Genomic DNA, 25,993 nt, shown 5'->3' on the forward strand with positions numbered 1-25,993 from the left:
TGTCCTTACTCCTGTTCAGGATTTCTTAAATAATACCCAACTCCCCTTCTCGTGACGATCCATGTGGGATGACTTGGGTTATCCTCTATTTTTTCACGAAGGCGTCTGACCGTTACATCGACTGTACGAACATCTCCGTAATAATCGTAGCCCCATACAGTTTGAAGCAGATGCTCCCGTGTCATCACTTGGCCAATATGCTTAGCCAAGTAATGGAGTAGCTCAAACTCACGATGAGTCAGCTCAATCGATTCCCCACGCTTGGAAACAATATAGGCATCAGGATGAATGATCAAGGAGCCAACCGTAATTTCGTTTGTTTCCTCCTCCTCAGCTGTATTTGCAGTAATTTGAGAGTGTCGCCTTAAATTAGCCTTAATTCGAGCAATGAGCTCTCTCGTGCTAAATGGCTTCGTCACATAATCATCGGCACCAAGCTCTAGCCCAATGACTTTATCAATCTCTGAATCCTTTGCCGTCAGCATAATGATCGGCATATCATATTTTTTCCTTACTTCACGGCAAACCTCAATTCCGTCTCTTTGCGGAAGCATTATATCAAGCAGAATCAAATCTGGCTTAATTTCTTCTACCTTCTCTAGCGCATCATTTCCATCGTACGAACAGAACACTTCAAAGCCTTCTTTTTTCAAGTTAAATTGCAAAATATCCGCAATTGGCTTCTCATCATCTACTACTAGAATTTTTCTTTCCATAGGTTTCTCCTTTTCAAATATATTAATTTATTTGGATCTATTAGATTTTCGTTTTATCCATGTATGTTCTCAATTTTACTTTAACATGTTATAAATGTGAATTCATCTATTTTAGATGGCAGAGCCTTCAATAAGTCAAGGTAAATTTAGGGATTGCTTTGAAAAAGAAAAGCCTCTAGTTCCGAAACTAGAGACTTGGATGGTTAAAAATTAGCGAATATAATCTAATGGATTTTGTAGGCTTCCATTTTTATAAAGTTCAAAGTGTAGATGGACACCTGTTGAATTTCCTGTAGATCCCATAACCCCAATTTTAGAACCCTTTGATACGACCTGGCCTGGATTCACACTTATTGATGCAAGATGAGCGTAAATGGTACGGTAGCCATTTTGATGGTCGATGACAATTTTATTTCCGAAGCTGCCATCATAGCCTGCAGAAACAACGACCCCATTATCAGCTGCTTTAATTGTACGATCACTCGGCCTTGCAATATCGAGTCCTTTATGCATTCTTCCCCAACGATATCCAACATCGCTTGAAATATATCCGCCACCTGTTGGCCATATAAAGTTGCCATCACCTCGAGACGGAATAACCTTCGTCCCTTTTAGAACAATATGTTTAACTGGCTGTTGAAGAACTTCTTCTTTTGATAATTTCTTCGTAATGACTTGTCCATTTTGTTCAGAAATGCGATAGGTTGCTGCACGCACCCCATCTTTCCCTTCTTGCTTTACTTTTGTATCGCCTTTAAACATAGATTCAGTTTCTTCTACTTCTTTTTCAAATGGCATGACTTCTTTAGTAAAGTATTCCTTGTCAACAATAACTTGAACAAATGGTTTTAAAACCGTCACATTCAATTCCTGGTCAATTTGCAGAGTTGATTCCTCTGTTAATCCAGGGTTAATAGATAGAAGCTGTTTCGTAGTTAGATTATGAGCTTGGGCAATTCCACCAAGCACATCCCCTTCTTTTACTTTATACTTAACTTCTTCTAATGAGCCTTTTTCGAGAAGCTTGACCGCATTTTCAACAGACATAATTTTAGCTGGTTCAATTTTTTCATCGAAAGTTGAAACTTCTTCAGACAGTCGAACGTCTAAAATACGAGATTCATTTTCCTTTAACGGTGGTAATGTAGCCGTATCAGCGGCTTTTTTTGCCTCTACTGCTTTCAATTCAGCCTCTGAAACATATTTCAATTTAAGCTGATCAAGAACTTCCTTTGCCTTATCTTTATTTTCAACATAGGCAACCGGCTTTCCACCAATAACTAGAGCTGTAGCATCTGCTTGTACATTAATTTCCTTCACAATCTCTTCGGCTACTTGTGAATTATTTGCTACAGAGTTAGCATGGAATACTTGCTCTGGAATGAAAGACACTTCTGAATTCAATGATAGATTCAAATTCTGATAAAGAGATTGCTCCTCTTCTACCTTCTGGTCTATTAAGCTTTCAATTTTGCTTTTATCTGTAACGGTGCCTATATATTGATCATCTACATAAACATAATAGACAGTTGTTAGATTTTCGGTACTAGCATGAGCAGAAGCACCCGCAGCAAATGTGATCCCAGCTATAGCAATAGACGTAATTGCAATCTTTTTTAATGCGAATTTAAAATTTTTATATGTATGATTTTTTATTTTTGTAAAGTTATTAGATGAATCTTGCATTGTTACATCCTCCTAGACTACGGCAACAAATACACTTTCATATAGTGCTATGTAACTATTTTTTAATTCAAGAAAAATTTGACACTTCTATATTCTACCATAAATCGATTCCAATTGACTAGTAGACTTGATAATGTAACAGAAATGTATAATTGATGACAATTTATTACCATTTTTCCAAAAAAACAATGCCGTTATTTGTCAGAAAAAAGAAGAATAATAGTAAATTAATCCTAATACTATTGGGTTTATAAGGTTTTTTTGGGACGGAGATTGTAGAGAAGATTGTAAAGTAGAGAGAAAGCTGACTATGAAAAACTATTAGATCTATTACATTTTTGTAACAAAAAGGAGTATGAATTTTATCATACTCCTTTTTGTTTGCGTTATTTGATGGCTCAGGACGGAATCGAACCGCCGACACAAGGATTTTCAGTCCTTTGCTCTACCGACTGAGCTACTGAGCCAATATAATATTGTTTCCTAAATGATGTTTGTAGTCGTACTGTGCTTCAAATCTCTGCGTGATTTGTCGCAGATTGCTACAGCTTGCTATTCGGGGAGGTTATGCTTTGGACTGCAATCTTTCGCAATCCTCTACCGACTGAGCTACTGAGCCAATTATGTATATTATGACCAATCAGCAAGGAGGCCGTCCTTGCCAGCCGCTTACTGATTTGTCATTGCCATGACCCGTACGGGATTCGAACCCGTGTTACCGCCGTGAAAGGGCGGTGTCTTAACCGCTTGACCAACGGGCCTAAAAAAATGGTGAGCCATGAAGGACTCGAACCTTCGACCCTCTGATTAAAAGTCAGATGCTCTACCGACTGAGCTAATGGCTCGTATACTTTTATGACGACGCTTTTTATATTATCATAGAGTTATATAAGAGTGCAATGCCTTTTTAAAAAATAAATTAATAACAATTAATAAGAGTAGGGCATCTCATTTGAATGTCCTATTTTCTTTTTGACCTTGTATTCTCATTTTCCACCAAATAATTTTTTACCAGACATGTAGGTTAGCATTCAACTTGTATCCATAATTAAGAGGTAGAGAGATATTTTCATCATGCACGGTATCTTTTTTTTCTAATTTATGGGTAGGATTTGGCATTATTTGTGACTGAAATCTCCCCTTTTTTTCTTCACGGAAACGATTATTCTTTATTTGTGACCGATTTCTCTCTTTTTTCTTTTTCACAGGAACGATTAATCCTTATTCGGAAACGATCAAACTTTAAGCATAGATCAACATTTACAAAGAATAAAAATAAAACCGCAGTGCATATTCTCTTTTGAATTGCACTGCGGTTTTGCTCTATGAACAGCTTTTTTTCAATTTATCCCTCTTAGTTTTGACGCCAAGGGCTTCTCACTACGTTTGTCTGTGTGCGGTCAGGACCAACTGAGAAGATTGAAAGCGGAATACCAGTTAATTGAGATACACGCTCAATGTAATGACGGGCATTTGCAGGAAGCTCGTCTAATGATTTACAGCCAGTAATATCCTCTGTCCATCCTGGCAGTTCTTCATATACAGGCTCACATTCAGCTAAAACCTTTAAGCTTGCTGGGAATTCTTCAATCACTTCCCCTTTATAACGATAAGCGACACAGATTTTCAGTGTTTCAATGCCTGTTAAGACGTCGACTGAGTTTAAAGATAAATCTGTAAGACCACTTACACGGCGAGCATGGCGAACAACGACACTATCGAACCAGCCAACACGGCGCGGACGACCTGTTGTCGTACCATATTCACGGCCGACTTCACGGATTTGATGACCGATTTCATTATCAAGCTCTGTTGGGAATGGGCCATCACCAACACGTGTTGTATAAGCTTTACATACTCCGACAACATGCTTAATTTTCGAAGGACCCACACCAGAACCGATTGTGACACCTCCAGCAACAGGGTTTGAAGAGGTAACGAATGGGTACGTACCTTGGTCAATATCAAGCATGACACCTTGTGCTCCTTCAAAAAGGACTCTGCGGCCTTCATCAAGAGCATCATTAAGAACAACAGATGTATCACACACATATTGCTTAATCTGCTGGCCATACTCATAATATTCGTCTAAAAATTCCTCTTTCGTAAATCCTTGTGTTTCATATATGCGCTCGAATAATCGATTCTTTTCTTCAAGATTACGGGCAAGCTTCTCTTCAAAAACTTCACGATCTAATAAATCGGCAATTCGGATTCCGATACGAGCAGCTTTATCCATATAAGCAGGGCCAATTCCCTTTTTAGTCGTTCCTATTTTATTCGCGCCTTTGCTTTCTTCTTCAACCTCATCTAATTTTAAATGATATGGTAGGATAACATGGGCACGATTGCTAATACGAAGGTTATCAGTTGTAACTCCTTTATCGTGAAGGTAGGCAAGTTCCTTAACTAGAGCTTTCGGGTCTACAACCATTCCATTTCCAATTACGCTTATTTTATCTTTGTAAAAAATTCCTGATGGAATTAAATGCAGCTTGTAAGTTTCACCATTAAACTTAATCGTATGACCAGCATTATTTCCACCTTGATAACGTGCAATAACTTCAGCATTCTCAGATAAGAAATCGGTAATTTTTCCTTTCCCTTCGTCTCCCCACTGTGTTCCAACTACAACTACTGATGACATATTAAAAGCACCTCCGAATTTCCTAATCATTTTGTCCAGCTCTATCATGTACAAAACGTTCTATTTCATGCATCACCACAATAAGTGGTGTTTTCTTATATCCATTTCAAACATTCTCATTTTATCAATTTATACAACCAAAAGTCAACAAAACACGAACATTTCCAATGAAAATATGAAAATTTGTTCGTAAATATTCCAAATTATGAAAATAAAAAAAGAACTAGCTATTAAACTAGTTCTCTACGCACCAGGAGGAACAGCAGAATCATCAAACCGTCTCTCTAAGTTTACGAATTTATTATATTCTTTAGCGAATGCAAGCGATACAGTACCAACAGGACCATTACGCTGCTTAGCAATGATGATCTCAATAATATTTTTATTCTCTGATTCTTTGTCATAATAATCATCACGATATAAAAATGCAACGATATCAGCGTCCTGCTCAATACTTCCCGATTCACGAATATCTGACATCATTGGCCTTTTATCCTGACGCTGCTCCACTCCACGGGAAAGCTGAGAAAGAGCAATGACCGGAATCTGTAATTCACGAGCCAATTGTTTTAATGAACGTGAAATTTCCGATACTTCCTGCTGACGATTTTCTCCTGACCGCCCACTTCCGAGAATTAGCTGTAGATAGTCGATTAAAATCATACCCAGACCATGCTCCTGTTTTAAGCGGCGGCATTTCGAACGGATTTCCGTAATCCGTACACCTGGTGTATCATCAATAAAAATACCGGCATTTGAAAGACTGCCCATCGCCATTGTCAGCTTACCCCAATCTTCGTCTGTAAGCGAACCTGTCCGGAGTCTTTGTGCATCAATATTTCCTTCCGCACAGAGCATCCTCATAACAAGCTGCTCTGCACCCATTTCAAGACTGAAAATCGCGACATTTTCTCCTGTCTTTGTGGCAACATTTTGAGCAATATTTAAGGCAAAGGCTGTTTTACCGACGGAAGGACGGGCGCCGACAATAATCAAATCATTGCGCTGGAAGCCCGCTGTCATTTTATCAAGCTCCGTAAATCCTGTTGGAATTCCGGTAATATCGCCCTTGCGGTTATGCATGATTTCGATATTATCGTAGGTGCGAACAAGTACATCCTTAATATTATGAAAGGCTCCTGCATTTTTACGTTGAGCCACTTCTAGGATACTCTTTTCCGCTTCACCTAAAAGAGCCTCAACCTCATCCTCACGAGCATATCCATCTTGAGCAATCCCTGTTGCAGTACGGATAAGTCTGCGCAGCAAAGATTTTTCCTCAACAATTTTTGCGTAATATTCGATATTCGCAGCTGTCGGAACAGACCCAGCCAGCTCACTTAAATAACTAACGCCGCCAGTGTCCTCCAGAAGCTTTGCTGCTCCAAGCTCCTCCGTAACTGTAATTAAATCTACCGCTTTCCCTTCATCATTCAGCTTTAACATGACGTTAAAGATCTTTTGGTGGGCTGCGCGGTAAAAATCCTCAGGAATCAATATTTCAGAAGCTAAAGTGAGGGAAGATGGCTCAAGAAATATAGCACCAAGAACCGCCTGCTCCGCTTCCAAATTCTGCGGTGGAAGGCGATCAGCTAACAATTCACTCATCTTATTAACCTCCTTATTAGAAATGCAGAAGCGCCTAATGGAACATCGACTAAGGACCGCCACGTCCTGTGGCGAACATCGACGTCAGCACATCCTGTACAAGTAATCTATTCATGTTGGTAGCTTTCACCAATAATTAATAAGCTTAGAAAAAAAGTGACCAGCGAGAACCGATCACATTTTTTCATGCTATTTCATTCTATCATGTTTATTTGGAAATGGAACTTCCAAATTTAGTTTGCTTCTTTTACATGGACATTTAATGTAGATGTTACTTCTGAGTGAAGCTTAACAGGAACCTTTGTATAGCCTAATGAACGGATTGCATCAGGCAGTTCAATTTTTCGTTTATCAATTTTTATATTGTGAGCCTTTTGGAGCTCCTCCGCAATTTGCTTACTCGTAATAGAACCGAATAAACGACCGCCTTCTCCAGCTTTTGTTGAGAATTCTAATGTAATTTTATCCATTTTTTCCTTTAGTTTCTTCGCATCAGCAAGCTCTTCTGCAGCAAGCTTTTCTTCTTTTTTCTTTTGAGCATTTAATGTGCTAACATTTGCCTGATTTGCTTCTACGGCTAGGCCCTGTTTAACAAGAAAGTTTTGTGCATAGCCATCTGCTACATTTTTCACTTCGCCTTTTTTTCCTTTTCCTTTAACATCTTTTAAGAAAATAACCTTCATTCCTTTTTTCTCCCTTCCAAATATTCGTCAATAGCAGCTTGTAATTGCATTTCCACTTCATCCACTGAAAGATCTGTAAGCTGGGTGGCTGCATTCGTTAAATGTCCTCCGCCATTAAGACTTTCCATAATAACTTGAACATTTATATCTCCTAATGATCGGGCGCTAACGCCAACAGAATGCTCTGATCGTTTCGAAATGACAAAGGAAGCAAGAACACCATCCATTGTTAATAAAGTATCAGCCGTTTGTGCGATTAACACTTGATTAAATTCCTGATCCGGCTGCCCCTTTGCAATCGCAATACCCTCACGATAAAAGTACACCTTTTCAATTAATTTCGCTCGTCTGATGTACGTATCTACATCCTCTTTTAAAAATTTCTGCACGAGTACTGTATCAGCCCCTAGAGCACGTAGGTAAGATGCCGCGTCAAAGGTTCTTGAACCAGTCCTTAATGAGAAGCTCTTTGTATCGACGATTATTCCTGCTAATAGAGCAGTCGCTTCAAGCATTTCAACCTTTGCAAATTTAGGTTGGTACTCAAGCAGCTCCGTCACTAGCTCCGCCGTTGAAGAGGCATATGGCTCCATATATACAAGCAATGGATTATGAATAAATTCTTCCGCTCGGCGATGATGATCGATTACGACAACATGATCTATTTTTTGAATTAATTTTTCCTCAATAACCATAGATGGCTTATGCGTATCCACAATGACCAATAACGTATTGTTTGTTGCTATTTCTAACGCTTGCGCAGGCGTAATAAACTTCGAATACATCGATTCATTCTTTTGAATTTCTGTCATTAGCCTTTGAATGCCCGTATCATTATCGTTTGGATTAAGGACAACATAACCCTCTCGCTGGTTCATTTGAGCAATTTTTCGAATTCCAATGGCCGCTCCAATTGCATCCATATCTGGATTTCGATGACCCATAATTATAACCTTATCACTCTCAGTGATTAGCTCTTTTAAAGCATGAGCAATTACACGGGCACGCACACGTGTCCTCTTCTCGACTGGATTTGTTTTTCCTCCGTAAAACTTTACCTTCCCATTTGTCTGTTTAATGGCCACTTGATCCCCACCACGCCCTAAGGCTAAATCAAGACTTGATTGTGCCAAAACACCGAGTTCAGGAAGCGAGGATACACCTGTACCGACTCCAATACTTAAGGTTAATGGAACATTATGCTTAGATGTTGTCTCTCTAACGTCATCAAGAATGGAAAATTTCCCTTTCTCAAGTAGGTGAAGAATATGTTCATTAAAGACAGCAATAAATCTTTCAGAAGATATTCTCTTTAGAAAGACTCCATTATCTGTCGCCCATTTATTCAAAATAGATGTCACAATACTATTCAGGCTGCTTCTTGTCTGGTCATCCATTCCTTGCGTTAATTCATCATAGTTATCTAAAAAGATTATGGATAGTACAGTTCTTTCTTCTTGATACAGCTTTTCAATTTCTGTTTGTTCTGTCACATCAAAAAAATAAAGCAGGCGCTCTTCAAGCTTTAGAATAACACGGAATTTCCGATCATGAAGAGTAATGATTTCCGTTTCCACTTCTTGCTTGATTAATGGAATAAGCAAATCGGCCACATCATAAAGAGATCTTCCTACTAACGTATCTTCATCAAAACATGACGTTAAAAATGGATTTGTCCATTCGATGTAATAATCATCATTAATCAGCATAATTCCAATCGGCATTTCCAAGAGAGCCTCTTCACCGACTTTTTTTACCCGATAAGATAAAGTGGATATATACTCCTCGGTCTCCTTTTTCTGTTTATAGTCCATTTTAAAAATAAAGTAAAAGGGCAGAACAGCTAGAAGAACCCCAATGATACTAATAATCCAGTTAAAATACGCCAATACTCCGAGAAGCACCACAATAATGCCTATCAATCCAAAGATTGGATAACGAATGGACCGCTTTTCTAAAAATGAAGGCATGCTTTCAGCTCCCAAACAATAGTGTTTAGAGGATGGTCAGCGTCTAAGGAAATAGTCCTCCTCTTGAACATACATTTACTCACTCTTTTCTAATCTCTTTCTTAGATCAAACCCTAAGTCAATTATACCTAATATCCGCACAATATAAAGAAAAATTGGAAGAATGAAAGTGAAGACTGTTGCAATAATAGGAATTCCCTTTGACATGCCTTTTTTATAACAAATATAGAAAATAAATGATAAGCCTTGCAGCACCATCAAAAGCTGAAGGATAAAGCTAATATTGACTAACGCTAAAAACCAATAGCTTCCTTCCTCAGGCTTAATGGCAAAAGAGGCCAAAATAGTGACTAAATAATACCATAGAATACTTTTAGGAAAGACGATCTCTCTGAATGGCTTCCAGCTCTCCACCTTGACGCCAAATCTTTTGACAACTGGAAATGAAACTAGTTCGATCAATATGACAGCAAATAAGGAGGCTAATACAAACAGGCTTGGTGTCAGTGACTCAAGCATCTTTAACGCTGCTTCAAATTGATCCATGACGTCTCCTGTTGAATTTTGGCCAAAAGCCTCTAGCATACTCTTCGACCGATTGAATGCTTCCGTCATCATACTCATAATGTCTTCAATAAAGTTTATGTTGAAAAAAACAACGGCAACTGCATATTGTAATAATAGAGTTATGAGGAAAACAAGAGTAGATGCAATAAACGAGACGGTTCGACTTTTTCCCTCCTTGATTAATTGCCCTATGACGAGCCCAGTCAATCCAAAGGAAAGGGTCAGCGGAATGGCTAGAACTGTTCCCACGATTAACGAAATCATGAGAGAAGCAATGAGAAAAACGATTGCATACATGCGCGTATTTTTTGTGCCAAATAAAATAAAAGGAACGGCTAAAAATAAATTGCTGACGATTCCTAAAAATGGAATATAGATCGTTATTAACAATAAAACAGCGAAAGCAGCTAATAAAACAGCACCTTCTGTTAACTTATGTACATTTCTCAATATCTCACCCCTTAAACCGGGATTTTTCACCCATAAAATCTATTTTAGCTAGTATTATTGTTCGATTCAACTTTTAACACCAAACTTCCCTAAGCAGCGAAAAAGGGATATCTAATCGATACCCCTTCATCTACTATTTCAGCTTAAATTTATTCACTACTGCTTCTAATTCATTACTAAGCTCTGTTAATTTCTCTGCTGATTCTGCAACTGTTTGGAAGGCTTTGACTTGCTCATCCGTAGAGGCACTCACTTCCTCACAAGACGCTGCAGCCTCTTCTGACATGGCTGCCATGCTTTGAATGCTGCTTACAACTTCACCCGTATTTTCAGTCACTTGATCAACCTGAGAATAAATATAGATGATAGACTTCTTCATTTTCTCAACTAGATCAGATATAGAGTGGAAATTCATTTCGGTTTCATGAACAACCTTTGATTGCTGATCAAAGGTTTCCATTGTTTTGCTCATCGAATCCACGGCTAAGAGTGCACCATTTTGAATATCCGTGATCGTTTTCTTCACTTCATCTGTTGCTACAACAGACTGCTCTGCAAGCTTTCTAACCTCTTCAGCCACAACTGCAAACCCTTTTCCATGTTCGCCAGCGCGAGCTGCTTCAATGCTTGCATTTAACGCTAATAAATTCGTTTGCGAGCTTATATCTGTAATTGTGGACAATACCATTTCAATTTGTTTTATTTTATTCTCTAAGTCATGAATAACATTTTCCATTGAATCAAGGAAGCCCTTCGATGTTTCGAACGATCCTTTTAATTGGCTAATTTGATTGATACCAGAACGATTTATTTCATCCGCTTTCTCAGCCAAAGAATTCATTTGACCTGTATGATGACTAATATCATTAATTTGATTATTTAATTGACCTGATAACGTATGGGCTGTTTCCGCCTCCGTTGCAGACTGTGTAGCCCCTTTGGCAATTTCATTAATGGCAGCTGCAATTTCCTCATTGGAAGCATTCGTTTCTTCAGATACAGCACTTAAGCTTTCAGCTGATATGGTTACATTATTAACGGATGTTTGAACAACTGTCAGCAATGATTTCATATTATCAACCATATCGTTAAAATCGAGGCTTAATTCGCCTATCTCATCTTTAGAAGAGATATTTGCTTTCACCGTTAAATTTCCATCTGCCACTTGCTTAACAGCCTTTTTCAAGATGAAAATTGGTTTCGTAATCTTCGCTGATACATAATAGGTAACAACAACTGCAATAACGAGCGCAATGATAGAGATAATCAAGATGTCTATTTGAATGCTCTTTGCACTCTCGAGCAGATCTTTATAGGAATAAGCTGTTCCAATCTTCCATGAAGTACTTGGAACCGTATGATAAACAAGTAGCTTATCATCGTCTTCAAATTCATAGTCAACAACGCCCTCCCCGTCCTGATCCTCGTACATAGTCTTAATAAAAGGAAGGTCCGAAAGGTTTTCACTCTGTTTAGAAGGATGAACAATTGCTACTCCTTCTTTTGAAAAAATAAATGGATAGCCATTATAGCCTATTTCCAATTTACTGATCATATTCGTAATATTCTTTAGTTGGATATCTAATCCAACAACCCCAATGACTTTAGAGCCTTCTTTGACAGCATAGGAAGCAGTCACCACATAACTCTTTGAAGCTGGGTCCTCATAGGGCTCACTCCAAATAATTTCACCTGGGTTAGCGGCTGCATTTTTATACCAATCTCTTGTTGTTGGATCAAAATCTGAGCCTAAATCAGCAGCCGGAATGATTTTTAAATTATTTTCGCTTGCTGCATAAATGGAAGTGACACTCTCATACTTATCAATGAAATTTTTAAATTCTTTTTCTAAATCTGCTGATGCTTGGCTGTTCTCAGTATTTTCTGCAAATTTTACAAAATCTAATACTTGCTGAGATGCAGCTAAATACTGAATGCTATTTGAATAAGACTTAGCAAATAATTCAATTGTATTATTCATTTCTGAGACAATACTTTTTGTTTGCTGAACAACATCTTCTTCGAACTGTGATTTTGTTTGGTAGCCGACAAAAACCGAAACAGTTGACAAAGTGACAATTAAGAGCAGGACAAATAATAAAATAATTTTGGCTTTAATTGATTTAAGCATACCCTTCCTCCACTAATATGTATAAAATATGATAAATAGGGTGGGGACTTTGCAAACATGAACTTATTTATAGTTAAGAAAGACTATAATTCGCTTACGCCGCCTTGAGTTTGTCAATAAACACACCTACATTTTTACCATGATAATAGTAACATAAAAACAAAGCTTTATATTTTGATTCAAAATTTTTAATTTCGAGAATAATCAGAGTAATATATATATGGTTTTTAATGGATTTCTTATAGCAGAGTAAAGGAAGGGTAATATGAGGAGTATGATAATTGGGTTGGGGATACCATTCTCCACCCTTATCCTAATTCATTGCCGATATATTTATTGATGTGTCAAAAAAACATGAGAAATAAAAAAAGCACAACAGGACTTTATATCCTTGTTGTGCTTTTGATTATTAGAGATTATTCACCTGCAACATATGGTAATAATGCCATAGTACGTGCACGCTTAATCGCAACAGTTAATTTACGTTGGTATTTAGCGTTTGTACCAGTTACACGGCGAGGTAAAATTTTACCGCGCTCAGAGATGAATTTTTTTAGTAAATCTACATCTTTGTAATCGATGTGAGTGATTCCGTTTGCAGTAAAGAAGCAAACTTTACGGCGCTTTGCACGGCCGCCTCTACGTCCTCCCATAGCCATTGTGTTTTCCCTCCTTTATTGATTATTTCGTTCAAAAATAAATCAGGTTAGAACGGCAGATCATCATCTGAAATGTCGATTTGGCCACCGTCATTTGCAAATGGATCGTTATCTACACGTGTATACCCTTGATTATTTCTGTTATTTTGTTGATTCTGATTATTGTTATTTCCAAATGGGAAATCCTGATCTCTAGGTGCACCGAAATTTCCACCTTCTGCTCGAGCGCTATTACGCGGCTCGAGGAATTGAACACTTTCAGCCATAACCTCTGTTATATATACACGTTTTCCATCCTGACCTTCAAAGCTGCGAGTTTGAATTCTTCCATCAACACCTGCAAGGCTTCCCTTCTTTAAGAAGTTCGCTACATTTTCAGCTGCCTTTCTCCAAACAACACAGTTAATAAAATCAGCTTCTCGTTCACCCTGTTGGTTCGTAAATGTACGATTAACAGCAAGAGTGAATGAAGCAACCGCTACTCCATTTGGTGTGTATCGTAGATCAGGATCCTTTGTCAAACGTCCGACAAGAACAACGCGGTTCATCATCAGAATCAACTCCTTTCTTCCAACTATTGTTTCACATGGAACATTTTAGAGAATGTTCAAAAAGTCAGGTTGTCCTCCTTTTTGAACTCTCATAGTTAAAAGTGTTTATCTATTATTTCTCATCTTTAATTACGATATGACGGATAATGTCTTCGCTGATTTTCGCTAAACGAGAGAACTCGTCAACAGCTGTAGCTTCAGCATTAACATTTACTAATTGGTAGTAGCCATCGCGGAAATCATTGATTTCGTAAGCTAAACGGCGCTTACCCCAATCTTTTGCTTCATTCAATTCCGCACCATTTTCAGTTAAGATTGAGTTAAAACGCTCAATTAGAGCTTTTTTAGCCTCATCTTCAATATTTGGGCGGATGATGTACATAATTTCGTACTTTCTCATCACTTTCACCTCCTTTTGGTCTAAGCGGCCCTTTTCAAAAGGGCAAGGAGCAATTGTTCATTACTCACAAGATGAAATTATAGCATATAATAACCATTTTTGCAATGCATGCTTTACTTCAAAATACAAGCTTTATCAAAGGATGATTCATTTCGAAGAATACTGCAATATTAAAAGGAAGGGAAATTGAAATTCCCTTCCTTTTTATCTCATTTTTTATCTTCGTTTTGATTTTCGTCTGAAACAAGTTCACGAGTTGATTTCTTGAACTCTTTTAATGTCGTCCCAAATGCTTTTCCTATTTCAGGTAGCTTTGATGGACCAAAAATGATAAGTGCTAGTACTAAAACCAGGATTAGTCCTGGAATACCGATATTTGATAGCATAGTATCCTCCTAATACTTAAATCCAGTAATAGCTACAACACCTGGACGAGGAATGGAATCTCCTTTTCTATGCGGCCACATACTTGTTGGTTTTTTTAAGTCATCTGTCTCTTCTCCAGGATGCTGGATAGATATGAATAACGTTGTTTCATTTGGCGTGAAGCTTGGACCAGTTAATTCTGCTTCCCTAGGGGCTGAAGCAAATTGGAAGGCTTCTCCGGTATTCTCACCAATAGTCGGAATGACAAACATTCCATTATTTGCAAAGTGCTTATAAATTCCACTATTTAATTTACTTGAAGATATATCAGTAACCGTCCATAAGTTTCCTAAACTATCAAATGTTAAATTATCCGGTGCACTAAATCCACTTTGTTTTCCACCTGCTGCAAAAATTTCAAAATCAAAAGTAAGAGCTCCGAGATCATCGTTGGATTCTAGGAATCTAGTAATATGTCCATGGAAATTTCCATGTTTATCGTTATTAGTATGAGCAATAAAGACAGTCTTATCAAAAGGACTAATTTCCACATCTTCTGGACGGTCTGTTGGAGTTCCACCAACTAATAGTGCAGCCTCATGACAGTATACAACAACATCAGCCTGCGTCTTATACTTGTCTAAAATCTCCTTTTTATCCTTTGCTGCTTTGCGAACATTATCGATTGTTAATGGTACCCATGTTCCTTTTCCCATATCCGCTACATATAATGTTCCTTCTTCTAGTAAATCCGCATTCGCTTTTCCTCTTGATGCAACATATTTATTTTTACTGATAAACTTATAAACACATGCATCTTTTTTATCATCACCCATATAGACAACTACACGATTATCATTCGTTAAGCCGACAGCCGCATTTTCATGATTAAAACGTCCTAATGCTGTATGCTTGCGTGGTTTAAAGTTTGGATCAAATGGATCAATTTCAACGATCCATCCATAATGCGTATCATTCAATCCAGCATCCTTCGCTGTGTCCTCAAAGTTTTCCTCTGCTGATAAAACTGTTCCCCATAATGTCATTCCACCCGAACAGTTAGCAAATGTACCTTGTACATTAGTTGCTGAACCAACTGTATTTGATCCCTTTGCAGGACCTGTTAACTGAAATGGTGTTAGCCCAGTAATACGACGAGCATACTTAGAGTTCGTATCCATTCTCCAGACGCCGTCCTTATCTCTATATACCTCAATAATAGAACCTCCTTGAGTATATAGCATTTTCTCTATTTGGGCTGGTGTGTACTTACCATTTGCGTTTCTTGCTCCATGAACAAATAGTTCACTAGAGTATTCATGGTTCACCCATAGAAGACCTCTATTATCTCCATCAATCGGAAAATACAAAGTAAAGTCATTGTTAAAGCCAAATGTATCCCCATTTTTGTTAATGACATCACCATAGGCAGCGACAACATCATACTTATACCCCTTTGCAAGAACAAGATCATCCTTATCAGTTGGGGTAATTGGATTAAAATTCAGACCAGATACCTTTTTTTGGAATCCAAAAAGATGTGATGCTGCCTCTACTCCTTTCGCTTCTGCTCTTGGAGCAAATGTACCCAAACCAGTTGATGCCACTGTTAATGCTGTAACTCCTGTCCCAACATACGTTAAAAACTTACGCCTATTTAACTCAGTCATCCTTTAGCACCTCATTTTCTTTTTTAAACTATTAATAACTTATGTATGTTATTAATCTTAAAGGGAGATTATTAAGGGGATGCTATAAAAGGTTAAAGAAATTGTAAAAATTTTAGAATTATTGTAATAAAATAGAGAAATATGGGTTCCTTTGCAATTCCTCTTGCAAAGGGACCCATATTTCTCCTTCATTGTCTACTGCAAATGTCGATTAAAATGCTGTCGCATGCCTTCCCCAAGAATATTAAAAGTCAGAGTGGCAATGACAATAGCCAGCATCGGAAAGAAGGGAATCCAAAATGCTCTTATCACATCTCTTCGTGCTTCACGAATAATTGTAGCCCAATCGCCACTTGTATTAAAAATTTCACTGTACCCATAGGAAAGCTGCACAAGCTCCTGTGTGATAAACACATTAATCATGGCTAATTGACCAATCAGAATCGCGACTCTGCCAGCATCAATAAAAAAATTCACAATGATGCTTGGAAAAAGGTTCGGAAAGTAGTGTGATGTCATCATTTTGATTGGTTTTACCCCAATGGTAATCCCTGCCTCAATGAATGGCTGCTGAGAAACGGAATATGCCTGTTGTTGAATAATTAAGCCCACCCTTCCTACCTCAACAAGAGCAATAATGACGATCGACCAATAAAATCTAAGCTCATGAAACATCAGAAATGGCAGTGTAAGAATTAATGCCGTTGTAAAAATAACAGGTAAGCTTGAAAATAGCTGGTTCCACCACTTAATAATCCATGAAAAAAATCCTTTATTTTTCATTCCAAACATGCCTAAAGGAATGGCCACTATGTATCGAAGGATGACAACCAAAAAGATAAGAATAAAGGTATCTTTTGCTCCCATTACTAATAAGCTCAATAAATCTCGTCCATCCCGATCTGAGCCTAAAGGAAACTTCTCAGAAGGAGGAAATGGAGCTGTTTTAATGATTCCTGGTTCAGGAAAAACTACCCGTTCACCTTTCAATTCCGAATCGACAAAAGGTAGGGATGGACCAATAAATGTGAAAAAGGCTAAAATCCCAGCCAGCAATATACCGATTATTAAATAATAGTTTCTCACGATGTCCCCCTTATGGAATACGCAAACTTTTTTTTATAATAAAGCCAAGAATCTGGGAAAGTAAGACCAGCAGCAAAAAACATAGACCAATCCCAATAATCATCCCAGGCTCAAATCCTCTAAATGACCCCATATGAACAGATATATTAAAACCAAGAGCGGTAAACAATCGATAAGCCATCCCCTCATAACCAAGTAAATATTCAACAATCATTAGACTGGATAGAATATGTACCATCAAGGAAGTCATATGGGTTAATATCGTTTTCATACTATTACGTAAAATATGCTTATTAATCACTTTTGACATGGAAAGCCCTTTTGACTTCGCAACTTGAATATAATATTGACCATCCTCATTCGATAGAGCAGATGAAGTAATTCTTGCCACATACATCATTGGATAAATCGACACTAAAAGCGCTGGTATCAAAAAACCATACCAGTTAGATTGGCTAAAAAGACGAACTGAAGGAAAAATAAAAATGACAAGCCACTGAAGGCTGATAACAATGAAAAAATCAGGGATGGATTGCAAAAGCCATGTTAAACCATTACCAAGCACATTCATCTTATTAAATTTATGTCGATAATCAAAAATCCCCTTTCCTATTCCTAAAATTAGACTAAGGAAAAAAGCTGGTAAAATGATTTTTACACTGTTAGGAAAAAAACGCTTTAGTTCATCCTCGACAGTTAAACGAGCATGCCGAGTATCTCCTAGGCTTTTTTCGTTCCAGACATGCTGCAAATACTGAACGATATTATTTTTATACTCCTGCCAGGAAAAATGGTATTCCATTTCTACTGTCAAGGCATTTCCCCCGCCAACCGAAAGCGCAGGATTCCGTGGAAACAACACAATTAAAAGAAGAGCGGCTAGGATAATGATATACAGCAAAACATTTTTAACGATAATTCTAGAAATATCCATAAAAAATCCCCTTTTTCCACTCATTATCTTCCAAAATAATAACAAATAAAAAGGGAATTTCCTATTAATTTTGTATTTTCGTAAAATTCTATATAAATATCACTTTTTTCAACAATTTCAAAAAAAAATCTCTGCAGAAATTTTCTGCAGAGTTTCCTTTTACACATTGAAACGGAAGTGGATGACATCTCCGTCTTGAACAATATATTCTTTTCCTTCTAATCGAACATTACCTGCTTCACGTGCAGCCACCATATTGCCAGCAGATAATAAATCATCATAGGATACCGTTTCCGCACGGATAAAGCCTCTTTCAAAATCGGAATGGATAACCCCAGCACATTGCGGAGCTTTCATTCCTTTTCTAAACGTCCATGCACGTACTTCTTGAACACCTGCGGTAAAATAAGTCGCTAAGCCAAGAAGATGATACGCAGAACGAATTAACTGATCAAGTCCAGATTCTTCAATTCCAAGCTCTTGCAGGAACATTTCTTTTTCTTCCCCTTCAAGCTCTGCAATTTCTGACTCGATTTTTGCACAAATAACAATGACTTCAGCATTATCATTCTTCGCAAACTCTTTCACTTGCTGTACATATTCATTTGAGTTTGGATCTGAAACATCGTCTTCTCCAACATTTGCTACATATAGAACAGGTTTAATCGTTAAAAGATGAAGTCCCTTTGCAACCTTCATTTGCTCCTCAGTAAATTCAACTGTACGAGCAGGCTTGTCCGCTTCAAAGGCTTCTTTTAACTTCTCAAGAATCTCAAGCTCAAACACCGAATCTTTATCTTTTTGCTTCGCCAATTTCCCAACACGAGCAATGCGCTTTTCAACTGATTCAAGATCAGCCAAAATCAGCTCTAGGTTAATCGTTTCAATGTCAGAAATCGGATCAACTTTTCCTGAAACATGGGTAATATTATCATCCGCAAAGCAGCGAACAACTTGGCATATAGCGTCTACTTCACGAATATGTGATAGAAATTTATTTCCTAAACCTTCTCCTTTACTTGCCCCTTTTACAATTCCAGCAATATCAGTAAATTCAAATGTCGTCGGAACTGTTTTTTTCGGCTGTACAAGCTCAGTTAGTTTATTTAGGCGCTCATCTGGTACTTCTACAATCCCTACATTTGGATCAATTGTACAAAACGGGTAGTTCGCAGACTCCGCTCCCGCTTGGGTAATAGCATTAAATAACGTAGACTTCCCAACATTCGGCAACCCTACAATCCCAGCTGTTAAAGCCATCCATGTCACTCCTCAAATAATAAATATCTATTAAAATCAACTTTCATTCAGTCATTTAGTCCCTCACAATTATAGAGAGTAATCCAGAAAAGCGCAAGGCACCCGTTTATCGGCGACAAGCTTAAGACAAGCCGGCGTGAAGGTTCTTCTTTAACCTTCATGACGGATTGGCTTAAGACCTCGAGCCGATGGTGCCTGGAGCTAGACAATGCGACAAGCGCAAGGCACCCACTTATCGGCGACAAGCGCAAGCAGGCGCTTTACTCCTCATGCTTCACAAGGATCTTTTTCATTTTACGTGCAAATTCCCTTCGAGGGATTAATACACTATGAGCACAGCCCTCGCATTTGATCCGAATATCGGCTCCCATTCGAATAATTTTCCACCGATTCGTTCCACATGGATGCTGTTTTTTCATTTCGACAACATCATTTAAATTAAACTCCTTTTGCTCCATTATAACCTCCCAAATTAACCTTTTGATTTTTTAAGATCCACTTCACTTCGAGAATACATAACAAGACGAGGAAACGGAACATCAATCCCATTCTCCTCAAGGCAGTGCTTAATTTCCTTCCTCAATTGCCTTGCAATATAGAAATTTTGAGTAGGCAATGTTTCGCAGGTTACTCGAAGCGTGAGATTCGAAACATCCATTGTTTGTACACCTAATAATTCTGGAGGCTTCACCATTTCCTCATATTTCTCAGGCAGTTCCTCTAATAATTCCTGCAGCACCTTTTCAGCTTTATTTATATCGCTTTCATATGCAATATTTACATCTACAAAGGCCACACTATTATTTATTGAAAAATTCGTTACTTGATTAATGCTCCCGTTTGGTAAAATATGGACCTCACCTGTCCAATTTTTGATTTTTGTTGTTCTTAGTCCAATCTCCACAACAGTTCCTGTAAACTGATCTATCTGAATACTATCCCCAACAGAAAATTGATCTTCGAAAATGATAAAGAAACCAGTTATAATGTCCTTCACCAGGCTTTGTGCCCCAAACCCAACGGCTAAGCCAACAATTCCAGCCCCTGCTAATAAGGCTTTTACATCAATCCCCAATGTTTCCAAGATTAATATGAATGAAAAAAAGGAAGCAAAATAAAACAGTATGTTAACTAACAGCTTCACTAAAGTCGCTTCTCGACGTTCGGATGTACGAATAAGTGAGCTGCGATCCCTTACCTCAAAAATTTTATGAATGACCATTTTCCCTATTTTAATAAAAAGGCTCGTAAAAATAATAATTAAAAAGACTTTTAAGACGATTCCTCCAATATCCATCCACACGTCTTCTGTAGAAAGATTTTCTACTTGTTTGTTTATAAATTTTTCAATATTGCTCATTTTTCCACCTGCACTTCTTTATAAATATCGGGTTTTAACTGGATTAATAACCCTTAAAAAATTCCTATTGATTTATTAAAGCTTATTTCATCTTTTCCTAGCAAGCAACATAGAGTAGAAAAGACTCTAGAAAGATGGAAAAGATTAATTTATTTTAACAATTTCTATTCATATTTTGTAGCAATACATCATTTCCTTTAATTGTAAATGGTTTTAGGTTTACACATAGTTCACTTTACAAATCTTATCAGCATGTATAGATTGCTATTTTTATCCGTATACTGTTAAAAATACGGAGATTAAGCCAGTTTGCCAAGAAGGTTAAAGATCAGCCTTCTCGGGAGCCCGTCTTACGCTATAACCTGAGCGTAATCGAGCCGCTTGTGCTTTTTATAAAAAGGGGTGGAACCAATGAATTTTAAACATAATCTGTTTGAAAAAAAGGACGGCATTTTGAAGATCATGTATGATGATTTGACTGCTGCCACTAAGCTCGCAACAGAAATTATCCATTTATTGCCTAATGGAATTAACAGCCGTCCTATTGTGTTTGTCTGTATTGGAACCGATCGATCTACAGGCGATTCATTGGGTCCACTAGTTGGTACATTTTTAGAGGAAAAAAAGATATCATCCTTCTTTGTATATGGAACACTTGAAAGTCCTATTCATGCAGTGAATTTGGCAGAAAAACTTGAGGAAATTAAGAAAAAACATTTTAATCCTTTTATTATCGGAATTGATGCATGTTTAGGACGGTTAAAAAGTGTTGGAGTCATTCAAATTGGAGAAGGACCTGTAAAACCCGGAGCTGGTGTGAATAAAGAGCTTCCAGAGGTTGGTCATATGCATATAACAGGAATTGTCAATGTGAGCGGCTTTATGGAGTTTTTCGTCCTGCAAAACACAAGGCTCCATCTTGTCTTAAATATGGCGAAAATAATCGCAAATGGGATTTATAAAGCAAGCTTAGCCTATGAGCCAAAGCATATTTTAACTTCCTTTAAATGGGATTTAGATACTGAGCAAGAACATATTTGAACATTCATTTTAAAATATGGCAAGCCAACATGATCATAATGTAAGGAGAGAAAAAACAATTCCTCTCCTCTTTAAAAATATAATTGATAATAATACATGATTGTCACGATTACCCCTACAACAAAAATACCCGGGAGTAAGTTAGCGACACGAATTTTTATTAGCCCAGTCAAATTTAATCCAATGGCAAAAATCATTACTCCGCCAGTCGCAGTCATTTCTTTAATAAAGCTATCCATAAGCAGATTCGGTACAAACTGATCAATTTGTGTCGCGAAAAGAGCGATAAGTCCTTGATAAATTACCACAGGGACAGCTGAAAAAAGAACGCCTATCCCTAATGTCGTCGTCAATATTAAGGCAGTAAAACCGTCAATAATCGCTTTTGTATAAAGAACATCATGATCTCCACGAATCCCACTATCTAATGCACCAATAATCGCCATTGCACCGATGACAAAAATGAGAGTCGCGGTAACAAACCCTTGAGAAATACTTCCCTGGCTGCTAGAGCCCATTTTTCTTTCTAGCCAATCTCCAAGTGTATTCAGCTTATTCTCTAAAGCAAAATATTCCCCAATAACAGCCCCAAATACTAAACTAATGATCACAACTAAGAAATTCTCGCCCTTCAAGGCCATTTGCAGACCTAAAACGATCACAGCAAGTCCAATTGCATGCATAACGGTTCCTTTTATATTTTCAGGAATACGATGCAGCATTTTTCCTAATAAAGTACCAATAATGATTAACAATCCATTTACAAGCGTACCGAGAAGAAACATCCTTTTCACCTTGCTCAAAAATTTCGTCATTCGAATATTAATTACATACACTACCACGAAGACGAGACTCTTACAATCATTTTTTAAAAATTTCGTGTTTTTTTAAACTTTCATTTTGTTTACTTTCGATAAATTAGCTTTACTTATGCTTTTAAAAAGACTTTATCTAAATCTCGCTAGTCCACAAATAAACTTAAAATTATTTAGCCAAAAAAAATAAACCATCCAGATGATGGCTTATAATAAGTGTTAATTTGTTTCTAACAGCTCTAAAATTCGATCTAGGTCTTCTTTTGAAAAGAATTCAATTTCAATTTTTCCTTTATTTTTAGACTGTTTAATATTAACTGTTGTACCAAATCTCTCCCGTAAAAAGGTTTCTTGTTCTTTAATAAAAACATCCTTCTTCTGGACAGGTTTTTTTGTTTCACGTGAAACATTATTTAGCTGTTGAATAAGCTGCTCTAATTGACGTACATTTAATCCGTCCTTTATTATCTTTTCAACTACTGCCATCAGCTTATCTTTTTTTCTTAAACCTAATAATGCACGACCATGTCCCATAGAAATTTTATCTTCAGAGATCAAAGCCTGAATTTTTGGCGGCAATGAAAGTAAACGAATATGGTTGGCAATATGCGGACGGCTTTTACCTAATCGTTTTGCAAGCTCCTCTTGGGTTATTTTTAGTTTTTCCATTAAAAGCTGGTAGGCAGCTCCTTCTTCAATCGGAGACAAATCTTCACGCTGTAGGTTCTCTAATATCGCTAGCTCCATCATTTGCTGCTCATTTAATTCTCTTACCACAACTGGAACTGTCTCTAATTTTGCAGCCTTAGCAGCACGATAACGTCTTTCACCTACTACAATTTCGTAGCCTTTAATGCTCTTTCGTGCAATGATCGGTTGAAGAATCCCATGCTCTAATATTGATTGCTTTAACTCTTCAATGGCTTCTTCCTCAAATACCTTCCGTGGTTGATAAGGATTGGGTCTCAACTCTTTCAATTTTATCTCTCTAACAGTTTCCTCTTTTGATTCCATGTTTGTAAAGAAAGCGTTAAGCCCTTTTCCTAAACCTTTAGCCATTTGAAACCACTTCCTTTGCTAAATCTATATACACCTCAGCTCCACGGGACTTTGGATCATAAGTAATAATTGGTTCACCATGACTTGGCGCTTCGCTTAGACGAATATTACGAGGAATAATGGTTCTATATACTTTATCTTGGAAATACTTCTTCACTTCTTCAATGACCTGAATACCTAGATTCGTTCTCGCATCAAGCATAGTCAATAAAACACCTTCAATTTTCAAATCATGATTCAAGTGTTTCTGAACAAGGCGAACGGTATTCAAAAGCTGACTTAGCCCTTCAAGTGCGTAATATTCACATTGAACAGGAATAATGACAGCATCTGATGCTGTTAAAGAATTGAGCGTTAATAAGCCTAAAGATGGAGGACAATCAATAATAATATAATCGAAATCCTCTTTAATCTCTTCTAATGCTCGTTTTAATCTAACTTCTCTTGAGATCGTTGGCACTAATTCAATTTCCGCTCCTGCAAGTTGAATCGTTGCAGGGATCGCATATAGGTTTTCAACAGATGTTGGGCGAATGACCTTCGTCGCTTCAACATCATCTACTAAAACATCATAAATACATTGATCTACATCTGCTTTCTCGATTCCTACCCCGCTCGTTGCATTTCCTTGAGGGTCAATATCTACGAGCAAGACTTTCTTTCCTATGTATGCTAAACATGCACCAAGATTAACAGAGGTAGTTGTTTTTCCTACTCCGCCCTTTTGGTTTGCTATCGAAATTACTTTGCCCACGATGTCACCTACTTTCATCATTAATTTCATCTTCTATTAGATATGAATTGTTTTTAGTTTAATTGGAAAATTATCTGGCAAGCTTGTAAATTAGCAATCATGTATTCTATTTTATCGCAGATTAACGGACAGTAAAACCCTAACCATCTAAAATTCAAAGAACACACATAAATAGATTTAGGTTATCTGTCCGTAAAAGTCAATTTTGAATTAGAAAAACTTGGCGTTTGCCAAGTCCTTTTTGACGAATGCCTTAGTTTTTCTTATGCGATCTTATTAGCAAATATTTAATTGATAACACATTTTACTTTAGGGCGTTACTAAACTTAAACTTTCCTATTTAGCGAACAAAAACTAAGAATGCCACGTCCTGTGGCAACGTCTTTGTGACCACATCTTGTGTGCCGTATCTAACACTCAGAGAAAATTTTGGTCTATACTCGTGAAGTTATTATGAAAAGGAGGAATGAACGATTTGAAGGGATCTTTGCAGTAAAAAAAGATGAGAAATTAAACAAGAAGTCTGCTTAATTTCTCATAGGTAATCATCTTTATTATTTCTTTTTAGGAATTTTGATTGTAATTTGATAAAATTCGTCAAATTCTTCTTCTTGGGAATCTAAATTAATTCCGCTCTCTGAAACCATTGTTAATGATTGACGGATTGTATTAACCGCAATTCGCATATCCTTGCTAAATGCTTTTCTTTTTGGCTTTGGTTTAGGATTATTTTGCTCTAAAAGCCGGACAACCCGATCTTCTGTCTGCTTGACATTTAGATTTTTCTCAATAATTTCCTCAACCAGCTTCACTTGCTTCTCAGGATCTTTAAGTGGAATTAGAGAACGAGCATGGCGCTCTGTAATCGCCTTACACAATAATGCATCCTGAACTTCTTGAGGCAGCTTTAGTAACCGAAGCTTGTTCGCAACGGTTGATTGTCCTTTTCCTAGACGCTGAGCTAATGCTTCTTGCGTTAAGTTATGTAATTCCAATAGCTTTCCATATGCAACGGCTTCTTCAATCGGGGATAATTCTTCCCGTTGCAGGTTTTCAATTAATGCAACAGACGCCGTTTCCGTATCATTTAAATTTTTAATAATTGCTGGAGCTTCATCCCAGCCAAGCTTCTTCATAGCACGCCATCTACGTTCACCAGCAATTATTTCAAACTGACCATTCTCAAACTCCCGAACAACAATCGGTTGAATAATGCCATGTGTATGAATCGTTCGTGACAATTCTTCAATTTTTTCATCATCAAATACCGTTCTTGGCTGAAAACGGTTAGGAACAATATGATCAATGGGGATTTTCTTTATTTCTTCGAATTCCCCTATCTTCTCAATTTCCACCTGTTCTTGCTTTTCTAATTCTGCTTGTTCTCCCTTTTCGCCTAGGCCAAAAAAGCGTGAAAAAGAATGCTTCATCACCCTACACCACCTTTACGAAACTCCCTATTACATATTCTCTATAAAATTGACAAGTCCTGCCGAAAATCAGCAATAATTAAGTTTTCCCAATAAAAAAACACCACTATTACACCATTTGCTGGCAAAATTTCATTTTAGTAAGCTGCA

23 protein-coding genes and 3 tRNA genes are annotated in these 25,993 nt (G+C 37.4%); 1 reads left to right on the forward strand and 25 read right to left on the reverse strand.

The window, feature by feature from the left end; translation table 11 throughout:
* Window positions 1–5: 5 nt before the first annotated feature.
* From yycF to FSZ17_RS23175, 21 genes are all read right to left on the reverse strand, one after another.
* Entirely contained in the window at window positions 6–716 is a 711-nt protein-coding gene (gene yycF, locus FSZ17_RS23075) for a response regulator YycF (protein ID WP_057772427.1), read from the reverse strand.
* A gap of 210 nt (window positions 717–926) precedes the next feature.
* Window positions 927–2,402, reverse strand: coding sequence for a M23 family metallopeptidase (locus FSZ17_RS23080; protein WP_057772426.1), 1,476 nt, complete (start codon window positions 2,400–2,402; stop codon window positions 927–929).
* A 394-nt stretch (window positions 2,403–2,796) separates the two neighbouring features.
* A tRNA-Phe gene (locus tag FSZ17_RS23085) sits at window positions 2,797–2,869 on the reverse strand.
* Between the two features lie 222 nt (window positions 2,870–3,091).
* Window positions 3,092–3,163 (reverse strand) — tRNA-Glu (locus FSZ17_RS23090).
* 8 nt (window positions 3,164–3,171) lie between these two features.
* Window positions 3,172–3,247 (reverse strand) — tRNA-Lys (locus FSZ17_RS23095).
* A 509-nt stretch (window positions 3,248–3,756) separates the two neighbouring features.
* The gene (locus tag FSZ17_RS23100) at window positions 3,757–5,049 is read right to left on the reverse strand and encodes an adenylosuccinate synthase (RefSeq protein WP_057772423.1); all 1,293 of its coding nucleotides are present in this window, start codon (window positions 5,047–5,049) and stop codon (window positions 3,757–3,759) included.
* Between the two features lie 243 nt (window positions 5,050–5,292).
* Window positions 5,293–6,657 (reverse strand): replicative DNA helicase, encoded by a 1,365-nt coding sequence (gene dnaB / locus FSZ17_RS23105; RefSeq protein ID WP_057772422.1) that lies wholly within the window; start codon window positions 6,655–6,657, stop codon window positions 5,293–5,295.
* 233 nt (window positions 6,658–6,890) lie between these two features.
* Window positions 6,891–7,340, reverse strand: a complete 450-nt coding sequence (gene rplI / locus FSZ17_RS23110; RefSeq protein ID WP_057772421.1) for a 50S ribosomal protein L9 — start codon at window positions 7,338–7,340, stop codon at window positions 6,891–6,893.
* Window positions 7,337–9,310, reverse strand: a complete 1,974-nt coding sequence (locus FSZ17_RS23115; RefSeq protein WP_057772420.1) for a DHH family phosphoesterase — start codon at window positions 9,308–9,310, stop codon at window positions 7,337–7,339. Before FSZ17_RS23115 ends, rplI begins: the two co-directional genes overlap by 4 nt.
* A gap of 75 nt (window positions 9,311–9,385) precedes the next feature.
* Complete coding sequence (locus FSZ17_RS23120) at window positions 9,386–10,327, reverse strand: YybS family protein (RefSeq protein ID WP_057772419.1); 942 nt, start codon at window positions 10,325–10,327, stop codon at window positions 9,386–9,388.
* A 133-nt stretch (window positions 10,328–10,460) separates the two neighbouring features.
* The gene (locus FSZ17_RS23125) at window positions 10,461–12,458 is read right to left on the reverse strand and encodes a methyl-accepting chemotaxis protein (protein ID WP_057772418.1); all 1,998 of its coding nucleotides are present in this window, start codon (window positions 12,456–12,458) and stop codon (window positions 10,461–10,463) included.
* Between the two features lie 416 nt (window positions 12,459–12,874).
* Complete coding sequence (gene rpsR / locus FSZ17_RS23130; RefSeq protein ID WP_057773170.1) at window positions 12,875–13,111, reverse strand: 30S ribosomal protein S18; 237 nt, start codon at window positions 13,109–13,111, stop codon at window positions 12,875–12,877.
* 53 nt (window positions 13,112–13,164) lie between these two features.
* Window positions 13,165–13,668 carry a single-stranded DNA-binding protein gene (ssb, locus tag FSZ17_RS23135; RefSeq protein WP_057772417.1) on the reverse strand — a complete coding sequence of 168 codons (504 nt, stop codon included), beginning with the start codon at window positions 13,666–13,668 and terminating at the stop codon, window positions 13,165–13,167.
* Between the two features lie 112 nt (window positions 13,669–13,780).
* Window positions 13,781–14,068: a 30S ribosomal protein S6 gene (rpsF, locus tag FSZ17_RS23140; protein WP_057772416.1), complete on the reverse strand. Its 288-nt coding sequence runs from the start codon at window positions 14,066–14,068 to the stop codon at window positions 13,781–13,783.
* Between the two features lie 209 nt (window positions 14,069–14,277).
* Window positions 14,278–14,454, reverse strand: a complete 177-nt coding sequence (locus FSZ17_RS23145) for a twin-arginine translocase TatA/TatE family subunit (RefSeq protein ID WP_082625259.1) — start codon at window positions 14,452–14,454, stop codon at window positions 14,278–14,280.
* Window positions 14,455–14,463: 9 nt separating this feature from the next.
* Window positions 14,464–16,104: a PhoX family protein gene (locus tag FSZ17_RS23150; RefSeq protein ID WP_057772414.1), complete on the reverse strand. Its 1,641-nt coding sequence runs from the start codon at window positions 16,102–16,104 to the stop codon at window positions 14,464–14,466.
* A gap of 195 nt (window positions 16,105–16,299) precedes the next feature.
* Entirely contained in the window at window positions 16,300–17,190 is an 891-nt protein-coding gene (locus tag FSZ17_RS23155; RefSeq protein ID WP_228460261.1) for an ABC transporter permease, read from the reverse strand.
* 10 nt (window positions 17,191–17,200) lie between these two features.
* Entirely contained in the window at window positions 17,201–18,124 is a 924-nt protein-coding gene (locus FSZ17_RS23160; RefSeq protein ID WP_057772410.1) for an ABC transporter permease subunit, read from the reverse strand.
* A 159-nt stretch (window positions 18,125–18,283) separates the two neighbouring features.
* Window positions 18,284–19,384 carry a redox-regulated ATPase YchF gene (ychF, locus tag FSZ17_RS23165; RefSeq protein ID WP_057772407.1) on the reverse strand — a complete coding sequence of 367 codons (1,101 nt, stop codon included), beginning with the start codon at window positions 19,382–19,384 and terminating at the stop codon, window positions 18,284–18,286.
* A gap of 260 nt (window positions 19,385–19,644) precedes the next feature.
* Window positions 19,645–19,842, reverse strand: a complete 198-nt coding sequence (locus FSZ17_RS23170) for a DUF951 domain-containing protein (RefSeq protein ID WP_057772405.1) — start codon at window positions 19,840–19,842, stop codon at window positions 19,645–19,647.
* Window positions 19,843–19,856: 14 nt separating this feature from the next.
* Window positions 19,857–20,744: a mechanosensitive ion channel family protein gene (locus FSZ17_RS23175; protein ID WP_057772403.1), complete on the reverse strand. Its 888-nt coding sequence runs from the start codon at window positions 20,742–20,744 to the stop codon at window positions 19,857–19,859.
* A 411-nt stretch (window positions 20,745–21,155) separates the two neighbouring features.
* Here FSZ17_RS23175 and yyaC point away from each other — a divergent pair, with 411 nt between their 5' ends.
* On the forward strand, window positions 21,156–21,785 hold the full coding sequence (yyaC, locus tag FSZ17_RS23180) for a spore protease YyaC (protein WP_057772402.1): 630 nt from the start codon (window positions 21,156–21,158) through the stop codon (window positions 21,783–21,785).
* Window positions 21,786–21,856: 71 nt separating this feature from the next.
* On the opposite strand, the gene FSZ17_RS23185 is transcribed toward yyaC, so the two are convergent.
* From FSZ17_RS23185 to noc, 4 genes are all read right to left on the reverse strand, one after another.
* On the reverse strand, window positions 21,857–22,570 hold the full coding sequence (locus FSZ17_RS23185) for a DUF554 domain-containing protein (protein WP_057772399.1): 714 nt from the start codon (window positions 22,568–22,570) through the stop codon (window positions 21,857–21,859).
* Window positions 22,571–22,819: 249 nt separating this feature from the next.
* Window positions 22,820–23,659, reverse strand: a complete 840-nt coding sequence (locus FSZ17_RS23190) for a ParB/RepB/Spo0J family partition protein (RefSeq protein ID WP_057772397.1) — start codon at window positions 23,657–23,659, stop codon at window positions 22,820–22,822.
* On the reverse strand, window positions 23,652–24,413 hold the full coding sequence (locus FSZ17_RS23195; RefSeq protein WP_057773167.1) for a ParA family protein: 762 nt from the start codon (window positions 24,411–24,413) through the stop codon (window positions 23,652–23,654). The genes FSZ17_RS23190 and FSZ17_RS23195 overlap by 8 nt, the downstream gene beginning before the upstream one ends.
* Before the next feature lie 554 nt (window positions 24,414–24,967).
* Complete coding sequence (noc, locus tag FSZ17_RS23200; protein WP_057772395.1) at window positions 24,968–25,843, reverse strand: nucleoid occlusion protein; 876 nt, start codon at window positions 25,841–25,843, stop codon at window positions 24,968–24,970.
* Window positions 25,844–25,993: the final 150 nt, after the last annotated feature.

The organism is Cytobacillus dafuensis, from assembly GCF_007995155.1.
GTDB lineage: Bacteria > Bacillota > Bacilli > Bacillales > Cytobacillaceae > Cytobacillus > Cytobacillus dafuensis.

Coding starts and splice junctions, on each gene's coding strand:
- yycF (WP_057772427.1), bottom strand. CDS start 716: ATGGAAAGAAAAATTCTAGTAGTAGATGATGAGAAGCCAATTGCGGAT.
- FSZ17_RS23080 (WP_057772426.1), bottom strand. CDS start 2,402: ATGCAAGATTCATCTAATAACTTTACAAAAATAAAAAATCATACATAT.
- FSZ17_RS23100 (WP_057772423.1), bottom strand. CDS start 5,049: ATGTCATCAGTAGTTGTAGTTGGAACACAGTGGGGAGACGAAGGGAAA.
- dnaB (WP_057772422.1), bottom strand. CDS start 6,657: ATGAGTGAATTGTTAGCTGATCGCCTTCCACCGCAGAATTTGGAAGCG.
- rplI (WP_057772421.1), bottom strand. CDS start 7,340: ATGAAGGTTATTTTCTTAAAAGATGTTAAAGGAAAAGGAAAAAAAGGC.
- FSZ17_RS23115 (WP_057772420.1), bottom strand. CDS start 9,310: ATGCCTTCATTTTTAGAAAAGCGGTCCATTCGTTATCCAATCTTTGGA.
- FSZ17_RS23125 (WP_057772418.1), bottom strand. CDS start 12,458: ATGCTTAAATCAATTAAAGCCAAAATTATTTTATTATTTGTCCTGCTC.
- rpsR (WP_057773170.1), bottom strand. CDS start 13,111: ATGGGAGGACGTAGAGGCGGCCGTGCAAAGCGCCGTAAAGTTTGCTTC.
- ssb (WP_057772417.1), bottom strand. CDS start 13,668: ATGATGAACCGCGTTGTTCTTGTCGGACGTTTGACAAAGGATCCTGAT.
- rpsF (WP_057772416.1), bottom strand. CDS start 14,068: ATGAGAAAGTACGAAATTATGTACATCATCCGCCCAAATATTGAAGAT.
- FSZ17_RS23145 (WP_082625259.1), bottom strand. CDS start 14,454: ATGCTATCAAATATCGGTATTCCAGGACTAATCCTGGTTTTAGTACTA.
- FSZ17_RS23150 (WP_057772414.1), bottom strand. CDS start 16,104: ATGACTGAGTTAAATAGGCGTAAGTTTTTAACGTATGTTGGGACAGGA.
- FSZ17_RS23160 (WP_057772410.1), bottom strand. CDS start 18,124: ATGGATATTTCTAGAATTATCGTTAAAAATGTTTTGCTGTATATCATT.
- ychF (WP_057772407.1), bottom strand. CDS start 19,384: ATGGCTTTAACAGCTGGGATTGTAGGGTTGCCGAATGTTGGGAAGTCT.
- FSZ17_RS23170 (WP_057772405.1), bottom strand. CDS start 19,842: ATGGAGCAAAAGGAGTTTAATTTAAATGATGTTGTCGAAATGAAAAAA.
- FSZ17_RS23175 (WP_057772403.1), bottom strand. CDS start 20,744: ATGAGCAATATTGAAAAATTTATAAACAAACAAGTAGAAAATCTTTCT.
- yyaC (WP_057772402.1), top strand. CDS start 21,156: ATGAATTTTAAACATAATCTGTTTGAAAAAAAGGACGGCATTTTGAAG.
- FSZ17_RS23185 (WP_057772399.1), bottom strand. CDS start 22,570: ATGTTTCTTCTCGGTACGCTTGTAAATGGATTGTTAATCATTATTGGT.
- FSZ17_RS23190 (WP_057772397.1), bottom strand. CDS start 23,659: ATGGCTAAAGGTTTAGGAAAAGGGCTTAACGCTTTCTTTACAAACATG.
- noc (WP_057772395.1), bottom strand. CDS start 25,843: ATGAAGCATTCTTTTTCACGCTTTTTTGGCCTAGGCGAAAAGGGAGAA.